At 70.0% G+C, this 26,349-nt stretch carries 22 protein-coding genes; 11 read left to right on the top strand and 11 right to left on the bottom strand.

Annotated elements, in window-relative coordinates; translation table 11 throughout:
* Positions 1-32: 32 nt before the first annotated feature.
* The 7 genes from secA to mtrA all read right to left on the bottom strand — a co-directional run bounded on the left by secA (position 33) and on the right by mtrA (position 10,252).
* Positions 33-2,828: a preprotein translocase subunit SecA gene (gene secA, locus ATL42_RS02015; RefSeq protein WP_098453925.1), complete on the bottom strand. Its 2,796-nt coding sequence runs from the start codon at positions 2,826-2,828 to the stop codon at positions 33-35.
* 140 nt (positions 2,829-2,968) lie between these two features.
* On the bottom strand, positions 2,969-4,228 hold the full coding sequence (locus ATL42_RS02010) for a winged helix-turn-helix domain-containing protein (RefSeq protein WP_098453924.1): 1,260 nt from the start codon (positions 4,226-4,228) through the stop codon (positions 2,969-2,971).
* A gap of 130 nt (positions 4,229-4,358) precedes the next feature.
* A complete protein-coding gene (gene hpf, locus ATL42_RS02005) occupies positions 4,359-5,006 on the bottom strand; it encodes a ribosome hibernation-promoting factor, HPF/YfiA family (protein ID WP_098453923.1) in 648 nt (215 codons plus the stop codon).
* Positions 5,007-5,137: 131 nt separating this feature from the next.
* On the bottom strand, positions 5,138-5,923 hold the full coding sequence (locus tag ATL42_RS02000) for a ComF family protein (RefSeq protein ID WP_098453922.1): 786 nt from the start codon (positions 5,921-5,923) through the stop codon (positions 5,138-5,140).
* Positions 5,924-6,027: 104 nt separating this feature from the next.
* Positions 6,028-7,827 (bottom strand): LpqB family beta-propeller domain-containing protein, encoded by a 1,800-nt coding sequence (locus tag ATL42_RS01995; protein WP_098453921.1) that lies wholly within the window; start codon positions 7,825-7,827, stop codon positions 6,028-6,030.
* Positions 7,824-9,572, bottom strand: a complete 1,749-nt coding sequence (gene mtrB, locus ATL42_RS01990) for an MtrAB system histidine kinase MtrB (RefSeq protein WP_245862002.1) — start codon at positions 9,570-9,572, stop codon at positions 7,824-7,826. Before mtrB ends, ATL42_RS01995 begins: the two co-directional genes overlap by 4 nt.
* Complete coding sequence (gene mtrA, locus ATL42_RS01985) at positions 9,569-10,252, bottom strand: MtrAB system response regulator MtrA (protein ID WP_098453919.1); 684 nt, start codon at positions 10,250-10,252, stop codon at positions 9,569-9,571. The genes mtrB and mtrA overlap by 4 nt, the downstream gene beginning before the upstream one ends.
* A gap of 129 nt (positions 10,253-10,381) precedes the next feature.
* Here mtrA and ATL42_RS01980 point away from each other — a divergent pair, with 129 nt between their 5' ends.
* From ATL42_RS01980 to ATL42_RS16825, 6 genes are read left to right on the top strand one after another with little or no spacing between them, the layout of a single operon-like run.
* A complete protein-coding gene (locus ATL42_RS01980; protein WP_098453918.1) occupies positions 10,382-11,677 on the top strand; it encodes a glycerophosphoryl diester phosphodiesterase membrane domain-containing protein in 1,296 nt (431 codons plus the stop codon).
* Positions 11,677-12,315, top strand: coding sequence for a DUF4129 domain-containing protein (locus ATL42_RS01975; protein ID WP_098453917.1), 639 nt, complete (start codon positions 11,677-11,679; stop codon positions 12,313-12,315). Before ATL42_RS01980 ends, ATL42_RS01975 begins: the two co-directional genes overlap by 1 nt.
* Positions 12,312-13,568 carry a DUF4350 domain-containing protein gene (locus ATL42_RS01970; RefSeq protein ID WP_098453916.1) on the top strand — a complete coding sequence of 419 codons (1,257 nt, stop codon included), beginning with the start codon at positions 12,312-12,314 and terminating at the stop codon, positions 13,566-13,568. The genes ATL42_RS01975 and ATL42_RS01970 overlap by 4 nt, the downstream gene beginning before the upstream one ends.
* Positions 13,565-14,593 carry an AAA family ATPase gene (locus ATL42_RS01965; protein WP_169925316.1) on the top strand — a complete coding sequence of 343 codons (1,029 nt, stop codon included), beginning with the start codon at positions 13,565-13,567 and terminating at the stop codon, positions 14,591-14,593. The genes ATL42_RS01970 and ATL42_RS01965 overlap by 4 nt, the downstream gene beginning before the upstream one ends.
* A 17-nt stretch (positions 14,594-14,610) precedes the next feature.
* Positions 14,611-15,903 (top strand): DUF58 domain-containing protein, encoded by a 1,293-nt coding sequence (locus ATL42_RS01960; protein ID WP_098453915.1) that lies wholly within the window; start codon positions 14,611-14,613, stop codon positions 15,901-15,903.
* Positions 15,903-16,025, top strand: a complete 123-nt coding sequence (locus tag ATL42_RS16825; protein ID WP_281254263.1) for a hypothetical protein — start codon at positions 15,903-15,905, stop codon at positions 16,023-16,025. The genes ATL42_RS01960 and ATL42_RS16825 overlap by 1 nt, the downstream gene beginning before the upstream one ends.
* 34 nt (positions 16,026-16,059) lie before the next feature.
* Here the strand turns inward: ATL42_RS16825 and ATL42_RS01955 are convergent, their stop codons facing one another.
* Positions 16,060-17,049, bottom strand: coding sequence for a stage II sporulation protein M (locus tag ATL42_RS01955; protein WP_098453914.1), 990 nt, complete (start codon positions 17,047-17,049; stop codon positions 16,060-16,062).
* A gap of 62 nt (positions 17,050-17,111) precedes the next feature.
* Here ATL42_RS01955 and ATL42_RS01950 point away from each other — a divergent pair, with 62 nt between their 5' ends.
* On the top strand, positions 17,112-17,930 hold the full coding sequence (locus tag ATL42_RS01950; protein WP_098453913.1) for an RDD family protein: 819 nt from the start codon (positions 17,112-17,114) through the stop codon (positions 17,928-17,930).
* 11 nt (positions 17,931-17,941) lie between these two features.
* Positions 17,942-18,808, top strand: a complete 867-nt coding sequence (locus ATL42_RS01945; protein ID WP_098453912.1) for an LLM class flavin-dependent oxidoreductase — start codon at positions 17,942-17,944, stop codon at positions 18,806-18,808.
* 34 nt (positions 18,809-18,842) lie between these two features.
* Here ATL42_RS01945 and ATL42_RS01940 read toward each other — a convergent pair whose 3' ends face one another.
* From ATL42_RS01940 to ahcY, 3 genes are all read right to left on the bottom strand, one after another.
* On the bottom strand, positions 18,843-19,499 hold the full coding sequence (locus tag ATL42_RS01940; protein ID WP_098453911.1) for a response regulator transcription factor: 657 nt from the start codon (positions 19,497-19,499) through the stop codon (positions 18,843-18,845).
* A 10-nt stretch (positions 19,500-19,509) separates the two neighbouring features.
* Entirely contained in the window at positions 19,510-20,970 is a 1,461-nt protein-coding gene (locus tag ATL42_RS01935; protein ID WP_245862001.1) for a sensor histidine kinase, read from the bottom strand.
* 81 nt (positions 20,971-21,051) lie between these two features.
* Positions 21,052-22,563 (bottom strand): adenosylhomocysteinase, encoded by a 1,512-nt coding sequence (ahcY, locus tag ATL42_RS01930; protein ID WP_098453909.1) that lies wholly within the window; start codon positions 22,561-22,563, stop codon positions 21,052-21,054.
* 466 nt (positions 22,564-23,029) lie between these two features.
* Between ahcY and ATL42_RS01925 the strand changes: the two genes are divergently transcribed.
* From ATL42_RS01925 to ATL42_RS01915, 3 genes are all read left to right on the top strand, one after another.
* The gene (locus tag ATL42_RS01925) at positions 23,030-24,424 is read left to right on the top strand and encodes a quaternary amine ABC transporter ATP-binding protein (RefSeq protein WP_098453908.1); all 1,395 of its coding nucleotides are present in this window, start codon (positions 23,030-23,032) and stop codon (positions 24,422-24,424) included.
* Complete coding sequence (locus ATL42_RS01920) at positions 24,421-25,317, top strand: ABC transporter permease (protein ID WP_098453907.1); 897 nt, start codon at positions 24,421-24,423, stop codon at positions 25,315-25,317. Before ATL42_RS01925 ends, ATL42_RS01920 begins: the two co-directional genes overlap by 4 nt.
* 70 nt (positions 25,318-25,387) lie before the next feature.
* The gene (locus ATL42_RS01915) at positions 25,388-26,341 is read left to right on the top strand and encodes a glycine betaine ABC transporter substrate-binding protein (protein WP_098453906.1); all 954 of its coding nucleotides are present in this window, start codon (positions 25,388-25,390) and stop codon (positions 26,339-26,341) included.
* The last annotated feature ends 8 nt before the right edge of the window (positions 26,342-26,349 follow it).

Genomic DNA, 26,349 nt, shown 5'->3' with positions numbered 1-26,349 from the left:
GGGTCGTGCAGACCGACGTCGCGATCCGTGCGTCAGGGCTTCTTGTTCTGCTTCGCCGCCCGGCGACGCGACTCGCGGTTGACCGCGTCAGCAGGTGCCGTCTCGTCGTCGGGGCCTCCCACGCCAGGAGTCGCCGTCACCGGACCGACCCCGTCTTCGCTCGGAGCGGTGTAGCTCAACGGGATCGCACGGTCAGGCCCCTCGAGCCCCTTCGCCACGAGCACAGGCTCCGCAGCGGGGCCCCTCGTGCTCGACGCACCGAGTGCGCGGGCTGCAGCCGACCCACCAGCGGTAGCAGCACCCGACGCGTTGACGACCGGCCCTGCGGGCTGGACCTTGACCTCGAGGTTGTAGAGGAAGCCGACGGACTCCTCCTTGATCGCCTCCGTCATCGCCTGGAAGAGCATGAACCCCTCGCGCTGGTACTCGATGAGCGGGTCGCGCTGTGCCATCGCACGCAGGCCGATCCCCTCCTTGAGGTAGTCCATCTCGTAGAGGTGCTCGCGCCACTTGCGGTCGAGGACCGAGAGAACCACCCGGCGCTCGAGCTGCCGCATGCTCGCCTCGCCGAGATCCGTCTCGCGAGCCGTGTAAGCGAGCCGGGCGTCCGAGAGGATCTCCTCGAGGATGAGCTCGTGCGTGAGACCGTCACGCCCCTCCGCCTGCTCGACGACCTCGTCGACCTCGATCGACACGGGGTAGACCGCCTTGAGCGCCGTCCACAGGGCGTCGAGGTCCCAGCTGTCCGGGTGCCCCACGCTCGTCGCGCCCTCGACGTATGCGGTGAGGACGTCCGTGATGAAGTGCTGGACCTGCTCGCGCATGTCCTCGCCGTCGAGCACCCGGCGACGCTCGTCGTAGATGACCGTGCGCTGGCGAGACAAGACGTCGTCGTACTTGAGGACGTTCTTGCGGATCTCGAAGTTGCGGCCCTCGACCTGGCCCTGCGCGCTCGCGATGCCACGCGTGACGATCTTCGACTCCAGCGGCATGTCGTCCGGGAACCCTGCCCGCTGCATCATCGTCTCGGCAAGACCCGAACCGAAGAGCCGCATGAGGTCATCCTGCATCGACAGGTAGAACCGCGACTCCCCCGGGTCACCCTGGCGACCCGACCGTCCACGGAGCTGGTTGTCGATGCGTCGCGACTCGTGACGCTCCGTACCCAGGACGTAGAGCCCTCCGAGGTCCTTCACCTCGTTGTGCTCGTCCTCGACAGCCTTCTTGGCGTCGGCGACAGCAGCAGGCCATGCGGCCTCGTACTCTTCAGGCGACTCGATCGCGTCGAGACCGCGCTCGTGCAGCGCGGCGATCGCCATGAACTCGGCGTTGCCGCCGAGCATGATGTCTGTGCCTCGACCAGCCATGTTCGTCGCGACCGTGACGGCACCCTTGCGGCCGGCCTGGGCGATGATCGGGGCCTCGCGCGCGTGCTGCTTGGCGTTGAGCACCTCGTGCGGGACGCCCTGCTTCTTGAGCTTGGAGGACAAGACCTCAGACTTCGAGACGCTCGTCGTCCCGACGAGGACGGGCTGGCCCTTCGCGTGACGCTCGACGATGTCCTCGACGACGGCGTTGAACTTGCCGTCCTCGTTCTTGTAGACGAGGTCCGCCTGGTCGATGCGCTGCATGTCGCGGTTGGTCGGGATCGGGACGACACCGAGCTGGTAGGTGCCCTGGAACTCCGCCGCCTCGGTGTCGGCGGTCCCGGTCATGCCGCCCAGCTTGTTGTACAGGCGGAAGTAGTTCTGCAGCGTGATGGTGGCGAGCGTCTGGTTCTCCGCCTTGATCGCGACGCCCTCCTTCGCCTCGATGGCCTGGTGCATGCCCTCGTTGTACCGACGACCGGCAAGGATGCGGCCGGTGTGCTCGTCGACGATGAGGACCTCGCCCTTGAGGACCACGTAGTCCTTGTCCCGCTGGAAGAGCTCCTTGGCGCGGATCGCGTTGTTGAGGAAGCCGATGAGCGGCGTGTTGAGCGACTCGTAGAGGTTGTCGATGCCGAGGTAGTCCTCGACCTTCGCGATGCCTGGCTCCAGCACCCCGACGGTGCGCTTCTTCTCGTCCACCTCGTAGTCCTCGTCGACGACGAGACGGCGTGCGACCCGGGCGAACTCGGCGTACCACTTGTTCGTGTCGCCGGCGGCAGGTCCCGAGATGATGAGCGGCGTGCGCGCCTCGTCGATGAGGATCGAGTCGACCTCGTCGACGATCGCGAAGTTGTGGCCACGCTGGACGAGGTCGTCCGTCGACCACGCCATGTTGTCGCGCAGGTAGTCGAAGCCGAACTCGTTGTTCGTGCCGTACGTGATGTCCTTCGCGTACTGCTCCCGACGCTCCGCCGGGGTCTGTCCAGAGACGATGCACCCGGTGGTCATCCCGAGGAAGCGGAACACGCGCCCCATGAGGTCGCTCTGGTACTGCGCGAGGTAGTCGTTGACGGTGACGACGTGCACGCCCTCGCCTGAGAGCGCGTTGAGGTAGGCCGGGAGCGTGGCGACGAGGGTCTTGCCCTCACCCGTCTTCATCTCCGCGATGTTCCCGAGGTGCAGCGCCGCCCCGCCCATGAGCTGGACGTCGAAGTGACGCTGACCGAGGGTCCGGCGAGACGCCTCACGCACCGTGGCGAAGGCTTCCGGGAGCAGCTCGTCGAGCGTCGCACCGTTGGCGACCCGCTCCTTGAGCCGGTCGGTCTCCTCACGGAGCTCCTCGTCGGTGAGCGCCTCGAAGCTGTCTTCGAGCGCGTTGACCTGCTTGGCCAGTCCGGACAACTTCTTGAGGATCCGGCCCTCGCCGAAGCGAAGGACCTTCTCGAAGATCGCAGCCACGCAGTACTCCCGGTTCGAGTGTTGGGCTCTGTGGCGTCCGTACCGAGCGGCACAGACGGCATACAACTGTCCATCGTAAGCGAGCGGAGGTGGTCTGAGTCACGTCCGGGACGTTTCGTTCGCTCTTCGCGGACATGCTCTCAGCGCAGCAGCGCGACCTCCCGGGACAGGTCGGCTGCGAGATCACCCACGGGCTCGACCACGATCTGCTCCATCCCGAGCCACCGCGCCATCGTCGACACCTCGGCCGCGAGCGCTGCCGGGGTGTGCACGGTGCACGGCTCGTCGCGGTGCGCCGACATCACGCGCAGCGTGCCCGTCCGGCGGTCGGCCTTGAGATCGACCCGAGCGGTGACCTGCTCACCTTCGAGGAACGGGAGCACGTAGTAGCCGTGCACCCGCTTGTGCGCAGGGACGTAGATCTCGATCCGGTAGTGCGTGCCGAAGAGCTCGGCGAGGCGCCGGCGCTCGAACACGAGCGGGTCGAACGGGCTGAGGAGAGTCTGCGCTGCGGCGCGGCGGGGCGTGCGGGCGTCACGGTGAACGAACGTGGGTCGGTCCCAGCCCTGGATCTGCACGGGGACCAGCACGCCGTCCTCGACGAGCTCGAGCACGGCTTGGCGCGGTGCGGGGCCTCGCAGGCGGAAGTAGTCGGCGAAGCACCGGACGGTCCCGACCCCGTGGGCGCGGGCTCCGATCTCGACGAGCGCCCGCACCGCGTCCTCGTCGGTGACAGGGGGCGCCTCGAGGACTCCTCGTGGGAGCACCCGCTCGGTGAGGTCGTACCGACGCTCGAAGGCGTTGTTCCGTCCTGCCGACGTGACCTCGCCGGTGAAGAACAAGAACTCGAGGGCGCGCTTCGCGACGCTCCAGCTCCAGCCCCACGCGTCGGGACGCCGGGGGTGCCGTGACGTGAGCAGCCGCTCGACCTCAGCGGCGGTCACGGGACCCCTCTCGTGCACGATCGTCCGGACCTCCCGGACCTCGCCGCTGTGGTCCACCTCCGCTCCGCTGATCGATCCCCAGGCCTCTGTCCGGTACCTGCGCTGGCGCCACTCGAGCAGGCGGTAGGTCGACGGCGGGACGAAGGAGGCCTCGTGCCCCCAGTACTCGACGAGGCGGCGCGGGGCTGTGCTCGTCGCCCGGTCGAGGAGAGCGGTGTCGTACGGTCCGAGGCGGGAGTACACCGGCAGGAGGTGGGCGCGCGCGAGGACGTTGACGGAGTCGATCTGGAGCAGCCCGAGCCGGTCGACGACCCGCTGGAACCCCGCCATCGTCACCCGGCGGGCGGGCGCGCTCGGGCTGTCCGACGGCGCAGCGGGGCGAGCAGCGGCGAGCCCCTGCGCCGCGAGGGCGGTACGGCGTGCCTGCGCGAGCGTCATGGTGCGCTCAGGAGTCATGACGCCATCGTCTCCCGAGCCACCGACACGGCTCGTGGCGCGACGACGGCGCAGGACCTGAGGTCCTGCGCCGTCGGTGTGGATGCAGTGCGCTCGTGAGCGGTCGGTGTGTGCCGCGACCGCTCCGGCGTCACTCCGCGGTGGGGGCCGTGGAGGCCGCTCCGCAGGCTGCGTCGAGCGCGATCACGCCGTAGGTCCATCCGCGACGGCGGTAGGCCACGGACGGGCGAGAGGTCTCGACGTCGATGAAGAGGAAGAAGTCGTGCCCCACCATCTCCATCTCGTAGAGCGCGTCGTCGATCGACATGGGGGTCGCGCTGTGGAGCTTCTGGCGGATGACGACCGGAGAGTCCCCCAGCTGGATCTCGACGGTGTCGCCGGGATCGCTCGGAGCCGTGGGTGCGGCAGGCTCTTGCACCTGTGTCGGGACGAACGGCCGCACGTCGGCCGTGTCTTCAGGCGTCGGGTTGCGGAAGCGGTTCTTGCGACGGTCGTTCGCGCGTCGGAGCCGCTCGGAAAGCTTGGTCATGGCGAGGTCGAGCGCACCGAACCTGTCGTCTGCGGCGGCCTCTGCCCGAATCACGGGTCCCTTGTCGCGGACGGTCAGCTCGACCCGTTCACGAACACCTGACTGGCGGGGGTTGTTCTCGTGAGTGACCTCGACATCGACGCGCTGTGCGGTCGGTGCGAGCTGCTCGATCTTCGCGAGCTTGTCCTCGACGTGTCGGCGAAAACGATCGGCTACCTCAGTGTGCCTACCGACGACAACGATCTCCATGCGAGCCTCCAAGGGAGTGGGGGCGCTTGCGCGCCCGTCGAATCAGCTGTGCGGCGCCCTGACGGGTGCCCGGTCTGATACCACCTCCCAACGCTGTCGAGATATGGCTACAGGCTAACCCTGAACTGTCATCAGCTCATCATCGAGAGGACACCCGCAGGGTATGAAGTTGGTGAAGGTGTTGCGGCGAGAACGAGCCCCGCGACGACGCTCCCACCTGCAGCGAGGATCGCACGCTCGCACTCCACGAGCGTCGCGCCGGTCGTGAGGACGTCGTCGACGAGGACGCACGCGACACCTCGGAGCGACGGTGCAGCGCGGCGCACGCGCACGGCTCCGGCGAGGTTCCCGCCCCGGGCGCGCGACCCGAGCCCGACCTGGTCGAGAGCACCGGCCCGCACCCGAGGCCGGTGCTCGAGCGCACGGATCAGGCGGACGCGGCCCCGACGCGGGCGACCTGGCACGTCTGCGAGGGCGTCGGTGACGGCCCGTGCCAGGGTCACGACCGGCTCCCGCCCGCGGCGACGGCGTGCTGACGCGGTGGACGGCACAGGGACGACGAGGACGACCGCTCCGGGACGCACTGTGGCCAAGGCGATCTCGGCCGTGGTCCGGGCGAGACGCACCGTCGCGTCGCGGAGGCGGCCGTCCAGGTCGGTGCGGCCTCGGTCCTTCCACGCGACGACGAGGTCGCGCACCTCACCGGTGTACGCGGTGAGGGCCCAGACCGGCCACTGCGGGATCCCCGTCATCCGGTCCAGGCGCGGGGCGGCGTGCTCGACACGTCGTGGCGGCTCCGCGAGGCGGGCAGAGCACCTCGGGCACAGCACGACGTCGACGACCCCGCACCCGGCGCACGACAACGGCACGGCAAGACGGAGGAGGTCGTCGAGAGCGCGGAGGAGGAACGACGTCATGCACAGAGCCTCCACCGAGGAACGATGCCGCGTCACGCAAGGGAACGCTCCGGGTGGACGCTCGCCTCGCTGCGCGCGCTGTGGGCAGGCTCCTGGTCTCTCGATCAGCCGGGGAACGTCGGGAGCTGGACATCCGAGGCGATGGTGGACCAGGTCGCGCCCGTCGAGGCCCGGCTCAGCAGGTCGCCCGCAGCCGTCGCGACGTAGATCGACCGCAGCCCGCGCCCAGCAGCGATCGTCGCCGCCGCGTCGCCGCCCGACAACGTCTCGGTCCGCCCCGAGATCGGGACGACGTTCACCGTCGACACCCCTGCAGACGCACCCTCAGCGAGCACCCCGACCGTAGACTCGTCGATCCACACAGCCTGGCTCGCACCCTGGACACCGGCACCGATCGTCACCGAGTCGGAGAGCCGCTGGGGCACCCCTGACTCGTCTCGGATGACCGCAGCCACGTCGATGTAGGTCGCCCCGTCGGTGCTCGAGACGACGACGACGCGCGCGCCCTCGTGCGAGACCCGCACCGACTCGATCGCGCGTCCGGCGAGCCAGTCCACCATGACCGGGACCGACGTGCCTCCGCGCGAGACAGCCTGGAGCCCTGCCCCCGTCTCGCGCTCGCCCGTCCACACCCACCCGAAACGATCGATCGACGGCGCGAGGAGGTCCGTCCCGGTCAGGAGCGTCACCGACGAGTCCGCCGTCGTGGGGAGCGTCCGGATCGACGTCTGCCCCGACCGCAAGACACCGGACTCGCCGGACACGTCGAGCGCGAGCGCCGTCGGGTCAAGGTCCGTGAGCGGCGCGATGCCGGCCACGGGTTCCACGGCTCGTCCCTGGACCCGGCTCAGGACGTCTCCGGCGAGCACCCACGGAGACGCGGCAGGGATCGGGTCACGGACAGGTTCCGCGGTCTCGTCGACCGTCAGCGGCACCGAGTTCACGAGGATGTTGACCGAGCGCACCTGCGGGACGCGCAGCAGCACAGCCTCGAACTGCGCCTGGAGCATCGCACGGTCACCCGCGTCCGTAGACAACAGGTCCCGGGTGAGGTCCACGCGCGCGACACCGCTCTCGTCGACTGTCACAGCGTCCAGGACGAGGCTCGTGCCGTCCGGAGCGACGGTCCGCACCGCGTCGCGCAGCCACTCGGAAGGACCCGCGAGCAAGCCGTTCACCGCATACGTCGCGGTATTGCTCTTCGAGTACCAGCGAACCTCCGGGACGAGGTACTCGCCGTCGAGGGTGGGGAAGTACAGGGTCGTGGCACGGTAGACCGACGAGAAGATCGGCACCGAGATGTACGTGACGTCCTCGACGCCTGTGATCCGCCACTGAGAGTCTTCTTGCTGCTCGAGGGAGAAGGTGAAGTTCTCGGCCGCGTCGGCGGGTGCCTCGGTGAAGCGCCCGGCCGCATCGAGGGTCGCCACGACCGAGAGGCGCCCCCGGACGACCGCCACGTCGCTCTCGGCCTCGTCGGCAGGATCCGCCGTGCTCGCGTCCGTGCCCTCGTCGCTCGGTTCCGTGACGACCGACGTCGCGTCGGGGTCCGGGCCCGAGACCTGCGTGAGGTCGGTGTCGCCCGAGTAGACGACCGTGCTCGTGCCGGGCTCCCACGACGCTGCCGTGTCCGCCGCGAGGTACTCGCGGGCGGTCTCCCAGTCTTCGTAGAGACCTGCCGCCTGGGCGCTGAGAAAGTCTTGGACGATCTCCTGCGGGCTCGCGTCGAGCGCCGGCCCGTACACCTGCAAGAAGATCGGACCCGGCTCGGCGACCGTCACGTCGCCCGGCTGGACCGGGCCTGAGGTCGGGATCTGCGCACAACCTGCTGCGACCGCCACCGCAGCGACGACCGCGAGCGCCGTGCGTGCACGGCGCGCTGACCTGGACAGCGACACGCTCACTGGACCTCCACCTCGACTGTGCTCTCTCCCTGAGCCGGGATCCCGCCGGTGGCGGGGTGCGTCGAGGCCAGGTCGTGGATGGCTGGCAGGGACGACGGACCGATCTCGTCGTGCCGTCGCTCGCCGGGGGACGTCTCGTCGGCCGCGCGCGGCGGGACGAGGTCGATCGGCGACGCGGTGAGGACGATCCCCGCACGGCGGGGCAGCGTCAGACGGAACGACGCACCCATGCCGGGGCGCCCCCACGCCTCGAGCCATCCCCCGTGCAGGAGCGCGTCCTCGAGGGAGATCGCGAGACCGAGCCCTGTCCCCCCAGAGGTCCGTGCCCGAGCCGGGTCGGCGCGCCAGAAGCGGTCGAAGACGTGACCCACCTCGTCCCGCGCGAGCCCGACGCCGTGGTCGCGCACCCGGACCGCCACCGCCGTCTCGTTCGCCGCGACCCGGACCTCGACAGGGCCTCCTTCGGCGTGCTCGATCGCGTTGACGAGCAGGTTGCGCACGATGCGCTCGACGCGCCGGGGATCGATGTCCGCGGAGGTGGAGCTGTCGTCGAACTCGCCCGTCAGCCAGACGCCCTTGCGCTCGGCGAGCGGCGTCGCCTGGTCGATGGCCGAGTTCACGACGTCTCGCAGGTCGTGGGACTCCGCGTCGAGCACGGCCGCCCCGGCGTCGAAGCGGCTGATCTCGAGCAGGTCCGCGAGCAGGTCCTCGAAGCGGTCGAGCTGGTTGACGAGCAGCTCCGCCGAGCGCTTGACGACGGGCTCGAAGTCCTCTCGTCCTTCGTAGATCATCTCGCTGGCCATCCGCACGGTCGTCAACGGTGTGCGCAGCTCGTGGGAGACGTCGGACACGAAGCGACGCTGCACGGTCGAGAGGTCGTCCAGGCGCTGGATCTGGTCTTGGAGGCTCTCGGCCATCTCGTTGAACGACCGGGCGAGGGTCGCCATCTCGTCTTCCCCTCGCACGACGAGACGCTCGTCGAGGTGCCCGTCCGCGAGACGCTCCGCCACCTCGGCCGCCCGCTGGACCGGTGCGACCGCCTGCCGCGTGACCATCCACGTGATGATGCCCAAGAACGCCACGAGCACGAGCCCTGCGAGGCCGAGCACCTGCTGCATGAACGCGAGCGTGTCCTCTTCGGACTGCAAGGTGTAGAGGTAGTACAGCTCGAACGTCCCTGAGCCCGGGACCTCGACGGTCGACCCGACCATGACGCCAGGGAGCACCCCGGCGTCGTCCGGGATGGCCACGGGCTGCCAGCGCTGGCCGTCGGACTCCGCCGTCGACGTCCGCAGGTCCGTCGAGATGAGCGACCGCAGCTCCGGCGCGGTGTTGATGTCGAGGACCGACGACGGGATGCCGTCGCGGTTCGAGCGCAGCAGGAACACGTCCCGGCCACCAGGCCCGGAGACCTGGAGCGCGGGAAGCATGTCGTTGAGGAGCTGCTGGACCTGCGTGGTGCTCGTCGCCGTCGCCGAGTTGAAGGTCGCCTGTGCCTGGACGGTGGACCGGGTGCTCTCCGCGAGCACATCGTCGACCCGCTGCTCGAACAGCCCGTCACGGATGGTGCTCGCCAAGAAGGCGCTGAGGAGCGCGACAGCGACGAGACCGACGATCAGCGCGGTCGAGATGACGCGCAGCTGCATGGACGACCGCCACGCGGTGACCAGGCGCCTGGCCCGGCGACGCAACCTCAGCCCGAGCCCGCGAGGCCTGCGAGCGAGCCGTCGAGCCCACCTCGTCATGTCGCTGCGGCGCCTGCCTTGTACCCGACCCCACGCACGGTGAGAACGATCTCGGGCACCTCGGGGTCGTGCTCGATCTTCGACCGCAGCCGTTGGACGTGGACGTTGACCAGCCGCGTGTCTGCCGCGTGCCGGTAGCCCCAGACCTTCTCGAGGAGAACCTCGCGCGAGAACACCTGCCAGGGCTTGCGGGCGAGCGCCACGAGGAGGTCGAACTCCAGCGGGGTCAGCGGGATGGCAGCGTCGTCGCGCAGCACGCGGTGCCCGGTGACGTCGATCTCGAGGTCTCCGATGGTCAGCCGTTCTGGTGCCGGCTCGTCGGTACGACGCAGCCGTGCACGGACGCGCGCGACGAGCTCCTTGGGCTTGAACGGCTTGGAGATGTAGTCGTCGGCACCGGACTCGAGGCCGAGCACCACGTCGACCGTGTCGCTCTTGGCCGTGAGCATGATGATGGGGACCCCGGACTCGGCACGGATCTGCCGACAGACCTCGGTCCCGTCTTTTCCGGGCAGCATGAGGTCGAGGAGGACGACATCGGGCGCCGTGCTCCGGAACACCCCGATGGCGGAGTCGCCGTCGGCGCAGAACACCGGGTCGAACCCTTCCGTCTTGAGCACGATCCCGATCATCTCGGCCAGCGCAGTGTCGTCGTCAACCACCAGCACACGTGACTTCATGGCGTCATCTTGCCACTTCACGCCGCCGGCCTCTGCCTCGACATGGCACGATGAGCGGGTGGGAGCCATTTCGCCCGCCCTCACCCGAACACGGACGCCACCCAGACAGAGCTAGAGGTCGAGACACCGATGACGTCGCCCGAGGACCGCACCGACCCCGCCACCCAGCCGTTCGTGCCGCCCGAGGGCGCGCCACAGGCTCCAGCTGCGCACCCCGAGCCGGGACCGCTGACGAAGGGCTCGAGCACCGGGTGGGGTCAGCCGACCGAGTCGGTGGGATACACCCAGCAGCCGCCCGCGCAGCCCCGGTACGGTCAGTACGGTCCCACCGACACTGGCGCGCCCGCACCCGGGATGCCGCCGTACCCGGCTGCACCCGGCGGCCCTCTGCCCGGCCAGCAGTACGGCGGACAGCAGTACGGCGGACAGCCGCCCTCAGGGTCTGCGTACGGTGCACCGCAGGGGTTCGGCGGGGCCGGGTACCGGCCCCTCGCCCCGCGTCCAGGCATCATCCCGCTGCGCCCGCTCGGGCTGGGCGAGATCTACGACGGCGCGTTCGGCGCGATCCGACGCAACCCCAAGGTCATGCTCGGCGTCGTCGCCCTCGTCATCGCGATCGCGACGATCATCGCGACGGTCGTCGCATACCTCCTCGCTCCGGCTGCCAACCGGTGGCTCGGTGACCTCGTCGGGGACCTCGACCCCACGGGCGAGGCCGGGTTCGACACCCTCGGGAGCCAGCTCTCGACGACGGTCCTCGTGTCACTCGCTGTCTCGATCGCCTCGGTCGTCGTGACCGGGCTGCTCATCGTCGCGATCAGCCGCTCGGTCCTCAACAAGGAGTTCACCACCGGCGACCTGTGGGCCCAGGTCCGCACGAAGGTGCTCGGGCTCCTCGCGATCGCACTCATGCCGTCCGTGGCGATCGCTGTGCTCGCCGCGGCACTGCTCACAGCGGTCTACTTCGTCGCTCAGACCGCCGGCGCCCTCGCTGTCGCGGTCGTCACCCTGGCTGTCATGGGCGTGATCGTCGTGGCGGCCGTGTGGCTGTCGGTGCGCTTCATGCTCACGTCGGCGACCTATGTCCTCGAGGGGCAGAGCCTCGTGCAGGCGATCCGTCGAGGCTGGACGCTCAGCCGGCGGTCGTTCTGGCGCCTCTTCGGCATCTACCTGCTCTCGAACTTCATCACGGGAGCGGTCGCTCAGCTCATCCTCGTCCCGGCGACCATCATCACGCAGCTGCTCTTCCCGGACGGCTACGCGGTGGAGCCGGGAGGCATCGCGATCATGACCCTGGCGCAGATCATCGCGTACACGATCACGACCGCCTTCCTCTCCTCGGTGATCGCGCTGCTCTACATCGACGTGCGGATGCGTCGCGAAGGTCTCGACGTCGAGCTCGCGGCAGCAGCCGACGCGGCCTGATGCTCGGCGCTGCGATCCCTGTCGATCCCGATGCTGACACAGCACGGCGGTGGCTCACGGACGAGCTGACGAACCCCGTCTATCACACCAGCCCCTCGTTGCTGGAGCGCTTCCTCACCTGGCTCGGCAGTCTGCTCGACGGTATCTCGGTCGCTGGGCTGTCGGTGTCCTGGAGCGCTGTCGTCGTGAGCGCAGCGGTCGTGGTCACGGTCGCGGTGGCTGTCGCGGTGGCCGGGCCTGTGCGGGCGTCGCGCCGTGCCGGCACGCGGCCCGGAGTGCTCGTCGACGACGTCCGGACCGCGGACCAGCTCGTGGCGGGTGCTGCCGGGGCTGCGGCCCGCGGTGATTTCGTCACCGCGACCCTGGACGCGTTCCGCGCGCTCGTCCGGCGCTCGGAAGAGCGCGTCCTGCTCGATCCTCGGCCAGGGCGCACCGCCCACGAGGCTGCGCTGGAGCTCGCTCCCCGCTTCCCGGACCAGGCAGTCTCGCTCCGGGAGTCGGCTGCCGTGTTCGACTCGCTCCTCTACGGCACGACGACCGCAGACGCCGGCTCGTACGCGTCCGTCGCAGGCCTCGAGGCCACCCTGCACGCCCGACGGCCTGTTCCCGTCGCGGACCGGAAGGTCGCGACGGCATGACGACCACTGCGCCGACCTCGGTGACGACCACGGTAGGGCCGACGACGCCGGCCGCGGCACCGCGCACGACGGCTGCCGGTGCCCTGCGGTCGAGGCTGCGCAGCTGGCGCTGGCCCGTGGCCGGGATGCTCGCCCTGCTGCTCGCCGTGCTCGTGACCTCGGTCCTCACGCCCGAACGGTCCCTCACCCGGTTCGCGCCGGACAACCCCGAGCCCACCGGTGGCCAGGCGCTCGCACAGGTGCTCATGGACCAGGGCGTGGACGTGACGTACACGAGGTCGGTCGCCGAGGCGATCGGTGCAGCAGGTCCCGGCACCACGCTCCTCGTCGCGAACGACTACGGCATGGCAGACGACGTCGCTCGCTCCCTCCTCGAGACCGGCGCCACCATCGCGCTCGTCGCCCCCGGGGCGACGCTCCTCGCTGCGGCGACGTCCGAGGTCGCCCACGCCCAGCAGTCCCCGGACGCCACCCCGACGACGGCCGGCTGCACGGACCCGGACGCTCGCGCGGCCGGCACCCTGACAAGCAGAGGTGGCGGTCTCGAGGCCTCGGACGCCTCGGACGATGCGTCGTCGAGCGCGCCGGTGCTGTGCTTCACGAGCGATGCAGGCGCGAGCCACTACGCCGTCTTCACCTCGCAGGTGCTGCCTGCGGACGAGAGCGCCAGCACCGGCCCGGTGGTCCGTGCGCTCGACGACGCGGGACCGCTCACGAACGAGCAGATCACCACGGACGGCGCTGCCACGCTCGGACTGCGGATGCTCGGCCACGAGGACGAGCTCGTGTGGTTGATCCCCGACCGTCCGGTCGCTGCGGCCGAGGGCGGTGGGATGGGCGACCTCCTGCCGCCGTGGGCCGGCGTCCTCTTCCTGCAGCTCGTGGTCCTCGGGATCGTGTGCGCCCTGTGGCGAGGTCGGCGGCTCGGACCGCTCGTGGCCGAGGACCTTCCCGTGACGGTGCCCTCGTCCGAGACGGCTCTCGGGCGCGGACGGCTGTACCGGCGCGCCCGGGCGTGGGGGCACGCTGCGGCTGCGCTGCGCGCCGGGGCCGCACACCGCATGGCCGCCCGCCTGGGCGTGCCTCGCTCGGCCGGCGCGCCGACCATGATCGACGCCGTCAGCCGCGCCACCGACCGGCCCACCGAACAGGTCGCCGGTCTTCTCTACGGACCACCACCCGCCGACGACGCCGACCTGGCGCGCCTGGCCATCGAGCTCGACCAGCTGGAGAGCGAGGTTCACCGCGCGTGAGCACCCCTGGAGTCCCCCGCCCGACCGACCCGACCACGACACCGCCCGAGTACGGGATCTCTCCGGCGACGCCCGACCCCACGCTGCGCGCAGCCCTCGCGGGTGTGCGCGACGAGGTCGCCAAGGCTGTCGTCGGCCAGGAAGCAGCCGTGACGAGCCTCCTCATCGCGCTGCTGTGCCGCGGCCACGTGCTGCTCGAAGGCGTTCCCGGCGTCGCGAAGACGCTCCTCGTGCGTACCCTCGCGGCGTCGCTCGACCTCGACACGAAGCGCGTCCAGTTCACCCCGGACCTCATGCCGGGAGACATCACCGGCTCCCTCGTCTACGACGCCCGGACCGCGGAGTTCAGCTTCCGCGAAGGCCCCGTGTTCACGAACCTCCTCCTGGCCGACGAGATCAACCGCACACCGCCCAAGACGCAGGCATCGCTCCTCGAGGCGATGGAGGAGCGCCAGGTCAGCGTCGACGGGACGCCTCGACCGCTGCCGGACCCGTTCATCGTCATCGCGACCCAGAACCCCGTCGAGTACGAAGGCACGTACCCGCTCCCGGAGGCACAGCTGGACCGCTTCCTCCTCAAGGTGCTCCTCCCGCTGCCCGAGCGCGAGGACGAGGTCGAGATCCTCGCACGGCACGCCGCCGGCTTCGACCCGCGCGACCTCGGCGCGGCCGGGGTGCAGGCCACGACGACCGCCGCAGAGCTCGAGAAGGCGCGTGCCGAGGTCGCCACCGTGCGCGTGGCGCCCGAGGTGCTCGGCTACGTCGTCGACATCTGCCGGGCGACCCGCCGCTCCCCCTCCCTGTCGCTGGGGGTCTCGCCCCGTGGCGCCACCGCCCTGCTCGCCACGTCCCGGGCCTGGGCCTGGTTGTGCGGGCGCTCGTTCGTCACCCCGGACGACGTCAAGGCGCTCGCGCACCCGACCCTGCGCCACCGTGTCCAGCTCCGGCCCGAGGCCGAGCTCGAGGGTGTCACCGCCGAGAGCGTGCTCGCTGCCGTGCTCGCGTCCGTCCCTGTCCCCCGCTGACCCGGCGGGTCCTCCTCATGGTCATCACGTGGCGCGCGGCCGCGCTCACCGCTCTCGGGATCGTCCCTGTCGTCCTGACCGCCAGCGCCGGTGCGGTCCTCCTGTGGTCCGTCGCCGTCCTGGTCGTCTGCGTCGTCGACGCGCTGCTCGCAGCCTCGCCACGGGCGGTCTCCCTCGAGCGCACCGTGGCGCGAGCGGTCCGCCTCACGGAGGCGACCACGTCCGTGGTCGTCGTGACGAACGGCTCGTCACGGGCCCTGCGGGGGATCGCCCGCGACGCCTGGCCGCCCTCGGCCGGCGCGGAGGACAACCGGCACGCGCTGAGCGTCCCACCGGGCGAGTCCGTCCGGCTCACCACCCGGCTCGTCCCGAGCCGACGCGGCGACCGCCAGGCCGGCAGCGTGACCCTGCGGACGGTCGGCCCGCTCGGCGTCGCCGGCAGACAGCTCTCGATCCCCCTGCCCGGCAGGCTGCGCGTCCTGCCCGAGTTCGCGTCGCGCAAGCACCTGCCGAGCAGGCTCGCTCGCCTGCGCGAGATGGACGGTCGCGCAGCCGTCCAGGTGCGTGGCGAAGGAACCGAGTTCGACTCGTTGCGCGAGTACGTGCTCGGGGACGACGTCCGGTCGATCGACTGGCGCGCATCGGCACGGAGCACCGACCTCGTGGTCCGCACGTGGCGGCCAGAACGTGACCGCAGGGTGATCCTCGTCCTCGACACCGCACGGACGTCGGCTGCACGCGTCGGCGACCAGCCCCGCCTCGACGCGAGCATCGAGGCGGCGCTCCTGCTCGGTGCGCTCGCGTCGAAGGCCGGCGACCGGGTCGAGCTCCTCGCGTTCGACCGCACCGTGCGCTCACGCGTCGTCGGTGCCGCAGGGCCACGCCTCCTGCCCGCGCTCGCCGACGCGACCGCGATCCTCCAGCCTGTGCTCGTCGAGACAGACTGGCCTGGCCTCGTCGGTGCGATCCGCGAGCGCGTGTCGCAACGCTCCCTCGTCGTCCTGCTCTCGACGCTCGACCCGTCGGCCGTGGCGAACGGGCTCCTGCCGGTGGTCGACCAGCTGGCGTCCCTGCACACCGTCGTCCTCGCATCGGTGTCCGACCCGGAGGTCGCGGCGCTGCGTGCAGGGCGCGGCAGCGCTGCCGAGATCTTCGACGCGGCCGCCGCCGAGCGTGGAGAGCTGGAGCGTCTAGCGGCGACAATGGTCCTCAACCGTCACGGTGTCGACGTGGTCTCGGCGCTGCCAGACGACCTGGCACCGCGGCTCGCCGACACGTATCTGGCCCTCAAGGCCGCAGGAAGGCTGTAATGCGACACACACCCGACGGATCGACCCGGCGCGCGCGCCGCAACCGGAACATCGCCATCTTCGTGGTGCTCGCCATGGTGCTCGTCGCGGGCGCGCCTGCGCTCGCGTTCCTGCTCGGCTGACGCCCCGGACGGTCTCGGCCGACGCCCGCAGGGTTCAGGCAGCGACCGGCTGGACGTGACCGGCGAGGTCGGCGTCGAGGTCACCGGTCTCGCCGTCACGGCTCGCTCGGCGACCCAGGACGAGGACGTAGGTCCAGAACGCGGCGAGGACGCAGGCTCCGATGACGATCTTCAGCCACCAGGGCAGGCTGGACCCGGTGACGAAGCCCTCGACGAGACCGGAGACACCGAGGACCGCCGTGAGGCCTACGGCGACGGTGAACAACGACCGTCCTTCTTCGGCGACGGCTCGCGAGCGCGGGCGCGGGCCGGGCTCGACGAGCGTCCAGAAGAGCTTGAGCCCGGCGGCGCAGGCCACGAAGATCGCTGTGAGCTCCATGAGCCCGTGCGGCAGGATGAGCTGGAGGAAGAGCTCGAGCTCGCCGTAGGCGGCCATCATGCCGCCGATCGCTCCGACGAGGACGGCGTTCTGGAGCATGACGAACACCGGCCACACCCCGGTGATGCCGAAGGCGACAGCCTGCGCGGCGATCCACGCGTTGTTGGTCCACACGACCGCAGCGAAGTCCGCGCCCGGGTCGTAGTACGCCGCGAAGGCGGAGTCGACGTACTCCTCCCGGTAGCTGGGTGTCCCGACCGCGGCGAGGCCGGTGTCGGTCGTCGCGACCCAGATGCCGGCGACGACAGCGACGAGCACCGACGCGAGGGTGACCGCGTGGGTCCACCACCGCAGGCGGTAGAGCGCCGCAGGGAGCGAGACGACGACGAAGCGGCGCAGGTCCCGCCACGCGGGCTCGTGCGCCCCGGCGATGACGGTGCGTGCCCTGTTGAGCGTCTCGGACAGCCGTGAGACGAGCACGGGGTCGGGTGCGCTCGACCGGATCATCGACAGGTGCGTCGCGACCGTCTGGTAGAGGCGGACCAGCTCGTCGGCCTCCGCGCCGGTGAGCCTGCGTCGCCGGCTCAGGGCATCGAGACGCGACCACTCCCCAGAGTGCACGTCGGAGAAGGCGTCGAGGTCCACGACCGATACCCTGCCATAGAACGCCACCGACCCGCAGTGGCCACGCGAGAAGGAGACCGACGGTGGACGACGGCATCGTCATCGGCGAAGGTGTGGTGCTCGACGCCCGGCCTGCTTCCTTCGCGACCCGCATGCTCGCTTCCGCGCTCGACATCGCCGTCCAGGTGGTGGTCCTCCTCGGGCTGCTCTGGGCCACGACCGGGGCCCTGGAGATCGCTGACGGCGCGTTCACGCCCGCTGTGCGCATCGTGACGATCGTCCTCGTGATGGTCGTCGTGCCGACCACCGTCGAGACGCTCTCTCGCGGGAGGTCCCTCGGCAAGCTCGCGGCCGGCATCCGGGTGGTCCGGGACGACGGCGGCCCGGTGCGGCTGCGGCACGCGTTCGTCCGTGCGCTCGTCGGTGTCGGAGAGCTGTGGTTCACCCTCGGCTCTGTCGCCCTCATCGCCTCGCTCACGAACACCCGCGGCAAGCGCATCGGAGACATGCTCGCCGGGACCTACGCCATCCGGATCCGTGGTGGGCGCGTCAACGTCGCGACCGTCGTCATGCCGCAGGGTCTCGCCCCCTGGGCCGCGAGCTCCGACATGCGACGGCTCCCGGACGGTCTCGCCCTCGCGTGCCGCCAGTTCCTCGCCCGGACGCAGAACCTGCACCCCACGTCTCGGGTGCGGGTCGGCAACGAGCTCGCGGCGCAGGTCGAGCGCTTCGTCGCGCCGCCCCCGCCTGCGGGAACTCACCCCGAGGCGTTCCTCATGGCGGTCCTGCACGAGCGTCGTGACCGGGAGTGGCGTGTCGCCCGTCGTGCCCAGGAGCTCGCCGCAGAGCAGGCCGAGACGGTCCAGCGGCTCCCTTACTCCATCCCCGACCCCACCACCTGAGAGGCACCACCGTGCGCATCGGCATCGTCATCCTCCCCCAGCACCGATGGAGCCAGGCCGCTGGGCTCTGGCGCCGGGCGGAGGAGTACGGGTTCGACCACGCGTGGACGTATGACCATCTCGCGTGGCGCTCGCTCGCGGACGAGCCGTGGTTCGCCACCGTGCCGACGCTCGCGGGCGCCGCTCTCGTGACGAGCACCATCCGGCTGGGGACGTGGGTCGCGTCGCCGAACTTCCGGCACCCTGTGCCGTTCGCGAAGGAGCTCATGACGCTGGACGACATGAGCGAGGGCCGGATGCTCCTGGGTGTCGGTGCCGGCGGCCTGGGCGTCGACGCGGCCGTCCTCGGGCAACCACCGCTCACCCCCGGGGCGCGGGTCGACCGCCTGGACGAGTTCGTCAGCATGCTCGACGAGCTCCTCACGCAGCCCGTGACGTCACGGACGGGAACGTACTTCGGCGCCGACGGGGCGCGGACGATCCCCGGCTGCGTGCAGCAGCCGCGCATGCCGTTCCTCGTCGCAGCCAACGCACCGCGCTCGATGTCCGTCGCGGTCCGTCGCGGGGACGCGTGGGTCACCACCGGCGCAGAAGGGCAGGACACGCTGGACGACTGGTGGGGCTCGGTCGCCCGCCTCTCCGCCCGGTTCACCGACGCGCTGGCCGAGGCCGGGCGGCCCGCCAGCACGCCGCGCTACCTCAACCTCGACTCGCAGTCGTACTCGCTGACGTCCGCCGAGCGCTTCTGGGACCAGGTCGGGCGAGCCGAGGACCTCGGGTTCACGGACGTCGTCGTCCACTGGCCCCGGGCCGAGGGCATCTACGCGGGCGACGAGACTGTCCTCGAGGCCGTCGCCGACCGTCTGCGCCCCTCCTGACCGCCTCCCGTCGTGACGGCGGCGGGCGCGCGGGTCAGGCCTGGAGCAGCTTGAGGACCGCCAGCACGCGCCGGTGGTCTCCGGCGTCGATCGGCAGGTCGAGCTTGGAGAAGATCGACGAGACGTTCTTCTCGACAGCTCCGTAGGAGAGCACGAGCTGTTCGGCGATCGCCGTGTTCGAGCGTCCCTCGGCCATGATCTCGAGCACCTCCCGCTCGCGCGGCGTGAGCCGGCTGATCCCGTCGTCGTGGTTCGGGCTCCGCATGAGCTGGTTGACGACCTCGGGGTCGAGGACCGTGTGCCCTGCCGCGATCCGCTCCAGCGCGTCGATGAAGTCCGACACGTCGGCCACCCGGTCTTTGAGCAGGTAGCCGACCCCGCGAGAGTCGCCCGCGAGCAGCTGCGTGGCAAACCTCGTCTCGACGTACTGGGAGAAGAGCAGCACGCCCTGCGAAGCGTCGAGCGCACGGATCTCCAGGGCCGCCTGCAGCCCCTCGTCCGTGAACGTCGGCGGCATCCGGATGTCGATGACGACGACGTCCGGACGGGACCCGGGCGGGAGCGCGGCGAGAGCCGACACGAGCTGGGCGCCGTCGCCGACGGCTCCCACGACCTCGTGGCCTCGACGGGTGAGGAGCGCCACGAGCCCGTCACGAAGGATGGCGGAGTCTTCGGCGATGAGGATGCGCACGGCAGACCTTTCAGGACATGTGGAGCGGGAGGCGGATCGTCACGACGGTCGGCCCGCCCGTCGGACTGGAGAGGGTGAACGTACCGTCGACCGAGCGGACGCGCTCTGAGAGACCTGCGAGACCGCTGTGGTGCCCCTCCGCGTCCGGTACGAGCACCACCGCACCCCCGACGCCGTCGTCACGGACACGCAGGTGCAGCGAGCCCTCGATCTCCTCGACGAGGACGTGCAGCCCGGTCGCGTGCGCGTGCTTGATCGCGTTCGTGAGGAGCTCGCTCACGCAGAAGTACGTGATGGTCTCGATGACCTTCGCCGGACGCAGCCTCGGGTCGGCCGGCAGGTCGACCTCGACGACCGTGGGCAGCGGGCTGCGGGCGGCGAGCGTCTCGAGAGCCACCGCCAGGCCGTTCTCGAGCGCGGGCGGGTGGATCCCGCGGGCGATCTCGCGGAGCTCGACGAGAGCGTCCTTCGTCGAGGCGTGCGCCGACTCGATGAGATCGCTCAGCTCGGGCGACCCGTTCCCACCACGGAGGTGGTCGCGCGCCTCCCCCAGCTGCATCGCGACAGCCACGAGCCGCGCCTGCGTCCCGTCGTGCAGATCACGCTCGATGCGACGCAGCGTCGCGTCAGCGTCCTCGACGGCGTGACCTCTCGCGTGCTCGAGCGCGATGACGCGGGCGCTCGCCTTCGTGAGGCCGAGCAGGCTCTGGGCGAGGAGCCGGTGGACGTGGACGAGCCCTTGGTTGACCGCCGCCCACACGAAGAGGAAGAGCAGGCCGACGATCGCGAACGCCACATAGCGGGGCGGGGTGTCGACGAAGAAGTCGGCGCTCAGCTGGACTCCGCGGTGCGCGGTCCCGTCGGACGCACGCTGCTCCGGGAGGTACCTCCCCCAGAACCAGTGGGTCATCGCACCGAGCGACGCGGCGAGGAACGTCCAGCTGATGACGAACGACGCGACGGTCAGCGGGAGCTCGAGCGTCATGTGCGCGAGCGCCCGCCAGCCGGGGCCGTCCGAGAGCATGGCCCGCACGCCGGGCCAGAAGCCCGCCTGGCGCCGGAAGGGGCGTGGCGTGGCGATCCGTGCACGCAGCGTGCCGCGCGCCAGCCCACGAGAGACCCCACCGGGTCCACGGGCACCGATGACCATCACCCCGAGCACGGCCATCCAGCCGAAGATCGTGAAGAGCAGCGCGGCCGACAGCGAGATCGCGACGACGACATAGGCGAACATGAGGGGCGACAGGACGAGGACGATGGTGAGGTACCCGAGCTCGCGCCAGGTGCGTGCAGCGAAAGGAGCCGACCAGAACCCGACGCGTTCGAGAGGCGGGACCTCTTCGACAGACCACTCGCGCAAGATCTCTTCGGCACGCCGGACGGTCATCTGCCCTTGGACGGACAACAGAGGCCGGAGCGTCTCCTGCTGCTCCTGGAGCTCTGCTGGTGCAGCGCCGGGTGTTCGCTTCATGATGCTCATCCTCGGACCGTCGCTCCCGTGCGCCCGCCGGTGGGTGGCCCGGCTGAGCCGGACCACCCACCGTGCCTGGTCTCAGTAGCGGTAGTGCTCCGCCTTGTACGGGCCGGCGGCGTCGATACCGAGATACTCCGCCTGGTCCTTGCTCAGGTCCGTGAGGCGGACGCCGAGCGCGTCGAGGTGCAGGCGCGCCACCTTCTCGTCGAGGATCTTCGGCAGACGGTGCACGGCCGTGGGGTACTCCTCGTCCGTCCCGTCCTTGGTGAAGAGCTCGATCTGGCCGATCACCTGGTTGGAGAACGAGTTGCTCATGACGAAGGACGGGTGGCCCGTCGCGTTGCCGAGGTTGAGCAGGCGTCCCTCGGACAGGACGATGATCGACGTGCCGGACTCGAAGGTCCACTCGTGGACCTGGGGCTTGATCTCCGTGCGGGTGATGCCCGGGACCGCCGCGAGGCCAGCCATGTCGATCTCGTTGTCGAAGTGTCCGATGTTGCCGACGATCGCCTTGTTCTTCATGCCGACGAGGTGCTCCGCCGTGACGACGTCCCGGTTGCCCGTCGTCGTGATGAAGAAGTCGGCCTCGCCGAGGACGTCCTCGATGCGGGCGACCTGGTAGCCGTCCATCGCAGCCTGCAGCGCACAGATGGGGTCGATCTCCGAGACGATGACGCGCGCGCCCTGGCCGCGGAAAGCCTCGGCTGCGCCCTTGCCGACGTCACCGTAGCCAGCGACGAAGGCGATCTTTCCGCCCATGAGGACGTCGGTCGCACGGTTGATGCCGTCCGGGAGGGAGTGGCGGATGCCGTACTTGTTGTCGAACTTGCTCTTGGTCACGGAGTCGTTGACGTTGATCGCCGGGAAGAGCAGGTGACCGGCGTCGGCGAGCTGGTAGAGGCGGTGCACGCCCGTCGTCGTCTCCTCGGTCACGCCGAGGATGTTCTCAGCGACGACGGACCAGCGCAGCGGGTCCTCCTGGAGGACCCGGCGCAGGAGCCCGCGCACCACGTTGTTCTCGTCCGAGTGGTCAGGCTCGCCCGGACGTGTGTCCGCGGGGACCGAGCCCACCCGCTCGTACGCGACACCTTGGTGGACGAGGAGCGTGGCGTCGCCGCCGTCGTCGAGGATGAGGTTCGGGCCGCGGTACTCGGCGTCGTCGTCGTCACCGGCCGGCCAGACGAGGATCTGCTCGGCGCACTCCCAGTACTCCTCGAGGGTCTCGCCCTTCCACGCGAAGACCGGGACGCCGCGAGGGTCGTCCGGCGTCCCGTCAGGGCCGACCACGATCGCGGCCGCGGCCTCGTCCTGCGTCGAGAAGATGTTGCACGACGCCCAACGGACCTCGGCGCCCAGCGCCGTGAGCGTCTCGATGAGGACGGCAGTCTGGACCGTCATGTGCAGAGAGCCCGCGATGCGCGCTCCTGCGAGCGGCTGGCTCTCGCCGTACTCGGCGCGCAGAGCCATGAGGCCCGGCATCTCGTGCTCGGCCAGGCGGATCTGGTGCCGGCCGGACTCCGCGAGAGAGAGGTCGCGGACCTTGTACTTGCCGGGAACTTCACTGAAGGCGTGCGTGCTCTGCGCTGACATGGTGCTCCGAGATCGCTGTGACGGGTCCGTTCCAGACTACTCGGGTGCACCCTCGATCTTCGAGGCCTGCGCAGGCCCAGGCCCTAAATCTCGTCCGCCCCCCCCTTGTGACGAACGACACCGAATTGCTGGCGAAAGCACTCCATTGCTGGTCATGTCGACCCAGTTCGGTAAAGAATCGGACTCGGTTTCCGACCTCGGAGGCCCATTTAGTCGCCAACTCGCCATGAATGAGGCATGGTGGAGAAGACCGAACAGCCCTGACCGGCCTGTCCGACCTCCGACGAACAGCTTGGCTGCGCGCCTCACGACCGCCGCTCGCTCACGTTCAGCACGGAGCGCGACATCCTGGTCCCCGCCGCACCAGAGCGTGCGCGGGTCCTTGCAGCCGGCCCCGCCACGTGCGGGTCAGCAGCCGTGATCAACGGCGAACGCCCCCGAGAGGGGCAACTGAACGGAGACGTGCATGCCCCCCGAACGCAACGACACCTCGATTCCTGGCTCGCAGCCCGACGACACCGCAGACGACACCGCAGACGACCTCACAGCGACCTCCGCGGATGCTGACCGCGCGAACGTCGTCGAGGTCGAGAACGTCTACAAGGTCTTCGGCCGCCGCCCGCAGGAAGCCGTCAAGGCCCTCCGCGCCGGCGCTGACCGCAGCGAGGTCCGGTCCCACGGGACCGCGGCCGTCATCGACACGTCGTTCACCGTCGCCGCAGGCGAGATCTTCGTCGTCATGGGGCTCTCCGGGTCCGGGAAGTCCACCCTCATCCGAATGCTCAACGGCCTGTGGAAGCCCACCGCCGGCAGCGTCCGCATCGGTGGGGTCGACCTCGCGAAGGCCTCCGGCAAAGAGCTCCGCACCATCCGGCAGCGCAACGTGAGCATGGTCTTCCAGCACTATGCGCTCCTTCCTCACCGCACCGTCCTCGACAACGCTGCCTACCCCCTGGAGATCCAGGGCATGGCGCGCGACGAGCGCACCGCCAAGGCGATGACGGCCCTCGAGCTCGTCGGGCTGGGCGGCTGGGAGCAGCGCCTGCCCTCCGAGCTCTCCGGTGGCATGCGCCAGCGCGTCGGCCTCGCCCGCGCGCTCGCATCAGACACCGACATCCTCCTCATGGACGAGGCCTTCTCGGCTCTGGACCCGCTCATCCGCCGCGAGATGCAGGAACAGCTCGTCGAGATCCAGAACAAGCTCGGCAAGACGATCGTGTTCATCACCCACGACCTCAACGAAGCGATGTTCCTCGGCGACCGCATCGCCGTCATGCGTGACGGACGCATCGTCCAGATCGGCACGAGCGAAGAGATCCTCTCCGACCCGGCCAACGAGTACGTCGCGCAGTTCGTCGCCGACGTCGACCGGACACGCGTCCTCACCGCCGCGTCCGTCATGCGCCGCCCCGCCGCCGTCGTCCCGCTCAACAGCGGGCCGCGCCTGGCCCTGCACACCATGCGCGAGGCCCAGGTCTCCGCTGCGTACGTCATCGACCGCAGCCGCATGCTGCGCGGTGTCGTCTACGACCACGAGCTCGTCACCGCCCAGCGCAACGGCGTCACCAGCCTCGAGAGCCTCGTGCACGGCGACGTCGTCACCGCGGTGCTCGAAGACACCTCGCTCGCCGAGATCTTCGCGCCCTCCGCCGAGTCGACGCTCCCGGTGCCGGTCACCGACAGCACCGGCCGCCTCGTCGGAGCAGTCCCCCGCGTCGCACTCCTCGAAGCGATGGTCCCGCCGAGCACCGACATCCCACCGAGCGACGACGACCCAGATGCGGGGAGCGACAGCACCGACAACGACGCGGCCGCCCCGTCCGACGCCGCCGCCACCTCGACCCAGGGAGCACAGTCATGAGCCTCTCCACCGTGGTAGCCGCCGCCAGCGGCACCGGGATCCCCCGTGTCGAGCTCGGCGACGCCGTCGAGACGTTCATCGACTGGATGACCACGACGTTCGACATCGTGTTCGACCAGATCAAGACCGTCCTCGTCGGTGCCTACGACGCCCTCGACCTCGTCCTCAGCGCACCCCCGTTCTGGATCGTCGCCGTCGTCCTCGCCGCGCTCGCCTTCTTCGCGCACGGATGGAAGCTCGCCACCGTCGCGCTCGCCGGGTTCGTCGTCATCGCCGCTGTCAACCAGTGGGAGAACGCGATGGACACCCTGTCCCTCGTCCTGCTCGCGAGCACCATCGCGCTCGTCATCGGCATCCCGCTCGGCATCTGGGCGGCACGCAACGACAACGTCTCCAAGACGCTACGACCCATCCTCGACTTCATGCAGACGATGCCCGCGTTCGTCTACCTCATCCCCACCGTCGTCATCTTCCGCACCGGCGTGGTTCCCGGCATCGTCGCGACCATCGTCTTCGCGCTCGCCCCCGGCGTCCGCTTCACCGAGCTCGGCATCCGGCAGGTCGACAAGGAGGTCGTCGAAGCAGGTCACGCGTTCGGCGCCACCCAGGGACGCATCCTGCGCCAGATCCAGCTCCCGCTGGCGATGCCGACGATCATGGCCGGCATCAACCAGGTCATCATGCTGTCCCTCTCGATGGTGGTCATCTCCGGCCTCGTCGGCGCCCGTGGCCTCGGTGGCGACGTCGTCGCGGCACTGGCTCGCGTCGACATCGCCCTCGGCTTCGAGGCCGGCATCGCCGTCGTCATCCTCGCCATCTTCCTCGACCGCGTCACGTCAGCGCTCGCGGCAAAGTCTCCCGTCTCCAAGGCCCTCGCCATCGCGTCGGCCTGACGGTTCCTGCACCACCCCTCCACCCCCACGGTGGTCGGCCATCCGGGCCGACGCCCTCAGGAAGGAACAGATGTTCAACCGCACCGCACACCTTTCCCGCACCACCCGCCGCTCCGTGGCCCTCGTCACGGGTGTCGCCCTGACGCTCGCCCTCGCGGCCTGCTCGTCCGACTCCTCCGACTCCACGGATGCCGACACCGCAGCGACCGTCGAGAACGGTGACCTCCAGGACGTCACCATCGGAGTCCACTCCGGATGGGACGAGGGCATCGCCGTCTCGTACCTCTTCAAGTCGATCTTGGAGGACGAGGGCTACACCGTCGAGGCCACCGAGGCTGACGCCGGCATCGTCTACACCGGCCTCACCGGCGGCGACTTCGACGTGAACTTCGACATGTGGCTGCCGAACACGCACAAGGACTACCTCGACGAGTACGGCGACGACATGGAGCAGCTCGGTGCCTGGTACACCGAGGCCAAGCTGACCATCGCTGTCAACGAGGACGCCCCCATCACCTCGCTCGACGAGCTGGCCGCGAACGCTGACGCGTTCGACAACCGCCTCGTCGGCATCGAGGCCGGCGCGGGCCTCACCGGCATCACGGAGGACGTCGCCATCCCGGCGTACGGCCTCGAGGACATGGACTTCGTCGTCTCCTCTACGCCGGCGATGCTCGCCGAGCTCAAGGGCGCCACGGACGCCGGCGAGAACGTCGCCGTCACGCTGTGGGCACCGCACTGGGCGTACGACGCCTTCCCGATCCGCGACCTCGAAGACCCCGAGGGCGCCATGGGCGAGGCTGAGGAGATCAACTCGGTCGGCCGCACCGGCTTCGCCGAGGACTACCCGACGCTCGCATCGTGGATCGGCGCCTTCACGCTGACCGACGAGCAGCTCTTCTCGCTCGAGAACATCATGTTCAACGAGAACGAGGGCAACGACAACGAAGGTTCCGTCACCGAGTGGCTCGACGCGAACCCCACGTTCGTCGACGACCTCAAGGCTGCCGCAGACGCCTCCTGACGTCACGC

Source organism: Sanguibacter antarcticus (genome assembly GCF_002564005.1).
Lineage (GTDB): Bacteria > Actinomycetota > Actinomycetes > Actinomycetales > Cellulomonadaceae > Sanguibacter > Sanguibacter antarcticus.
The sequence above is the reverse complement of the archived record's forward strand: the minus strand, read 5'-3'. Positions and strand labels throughout refer to the sequence as shown.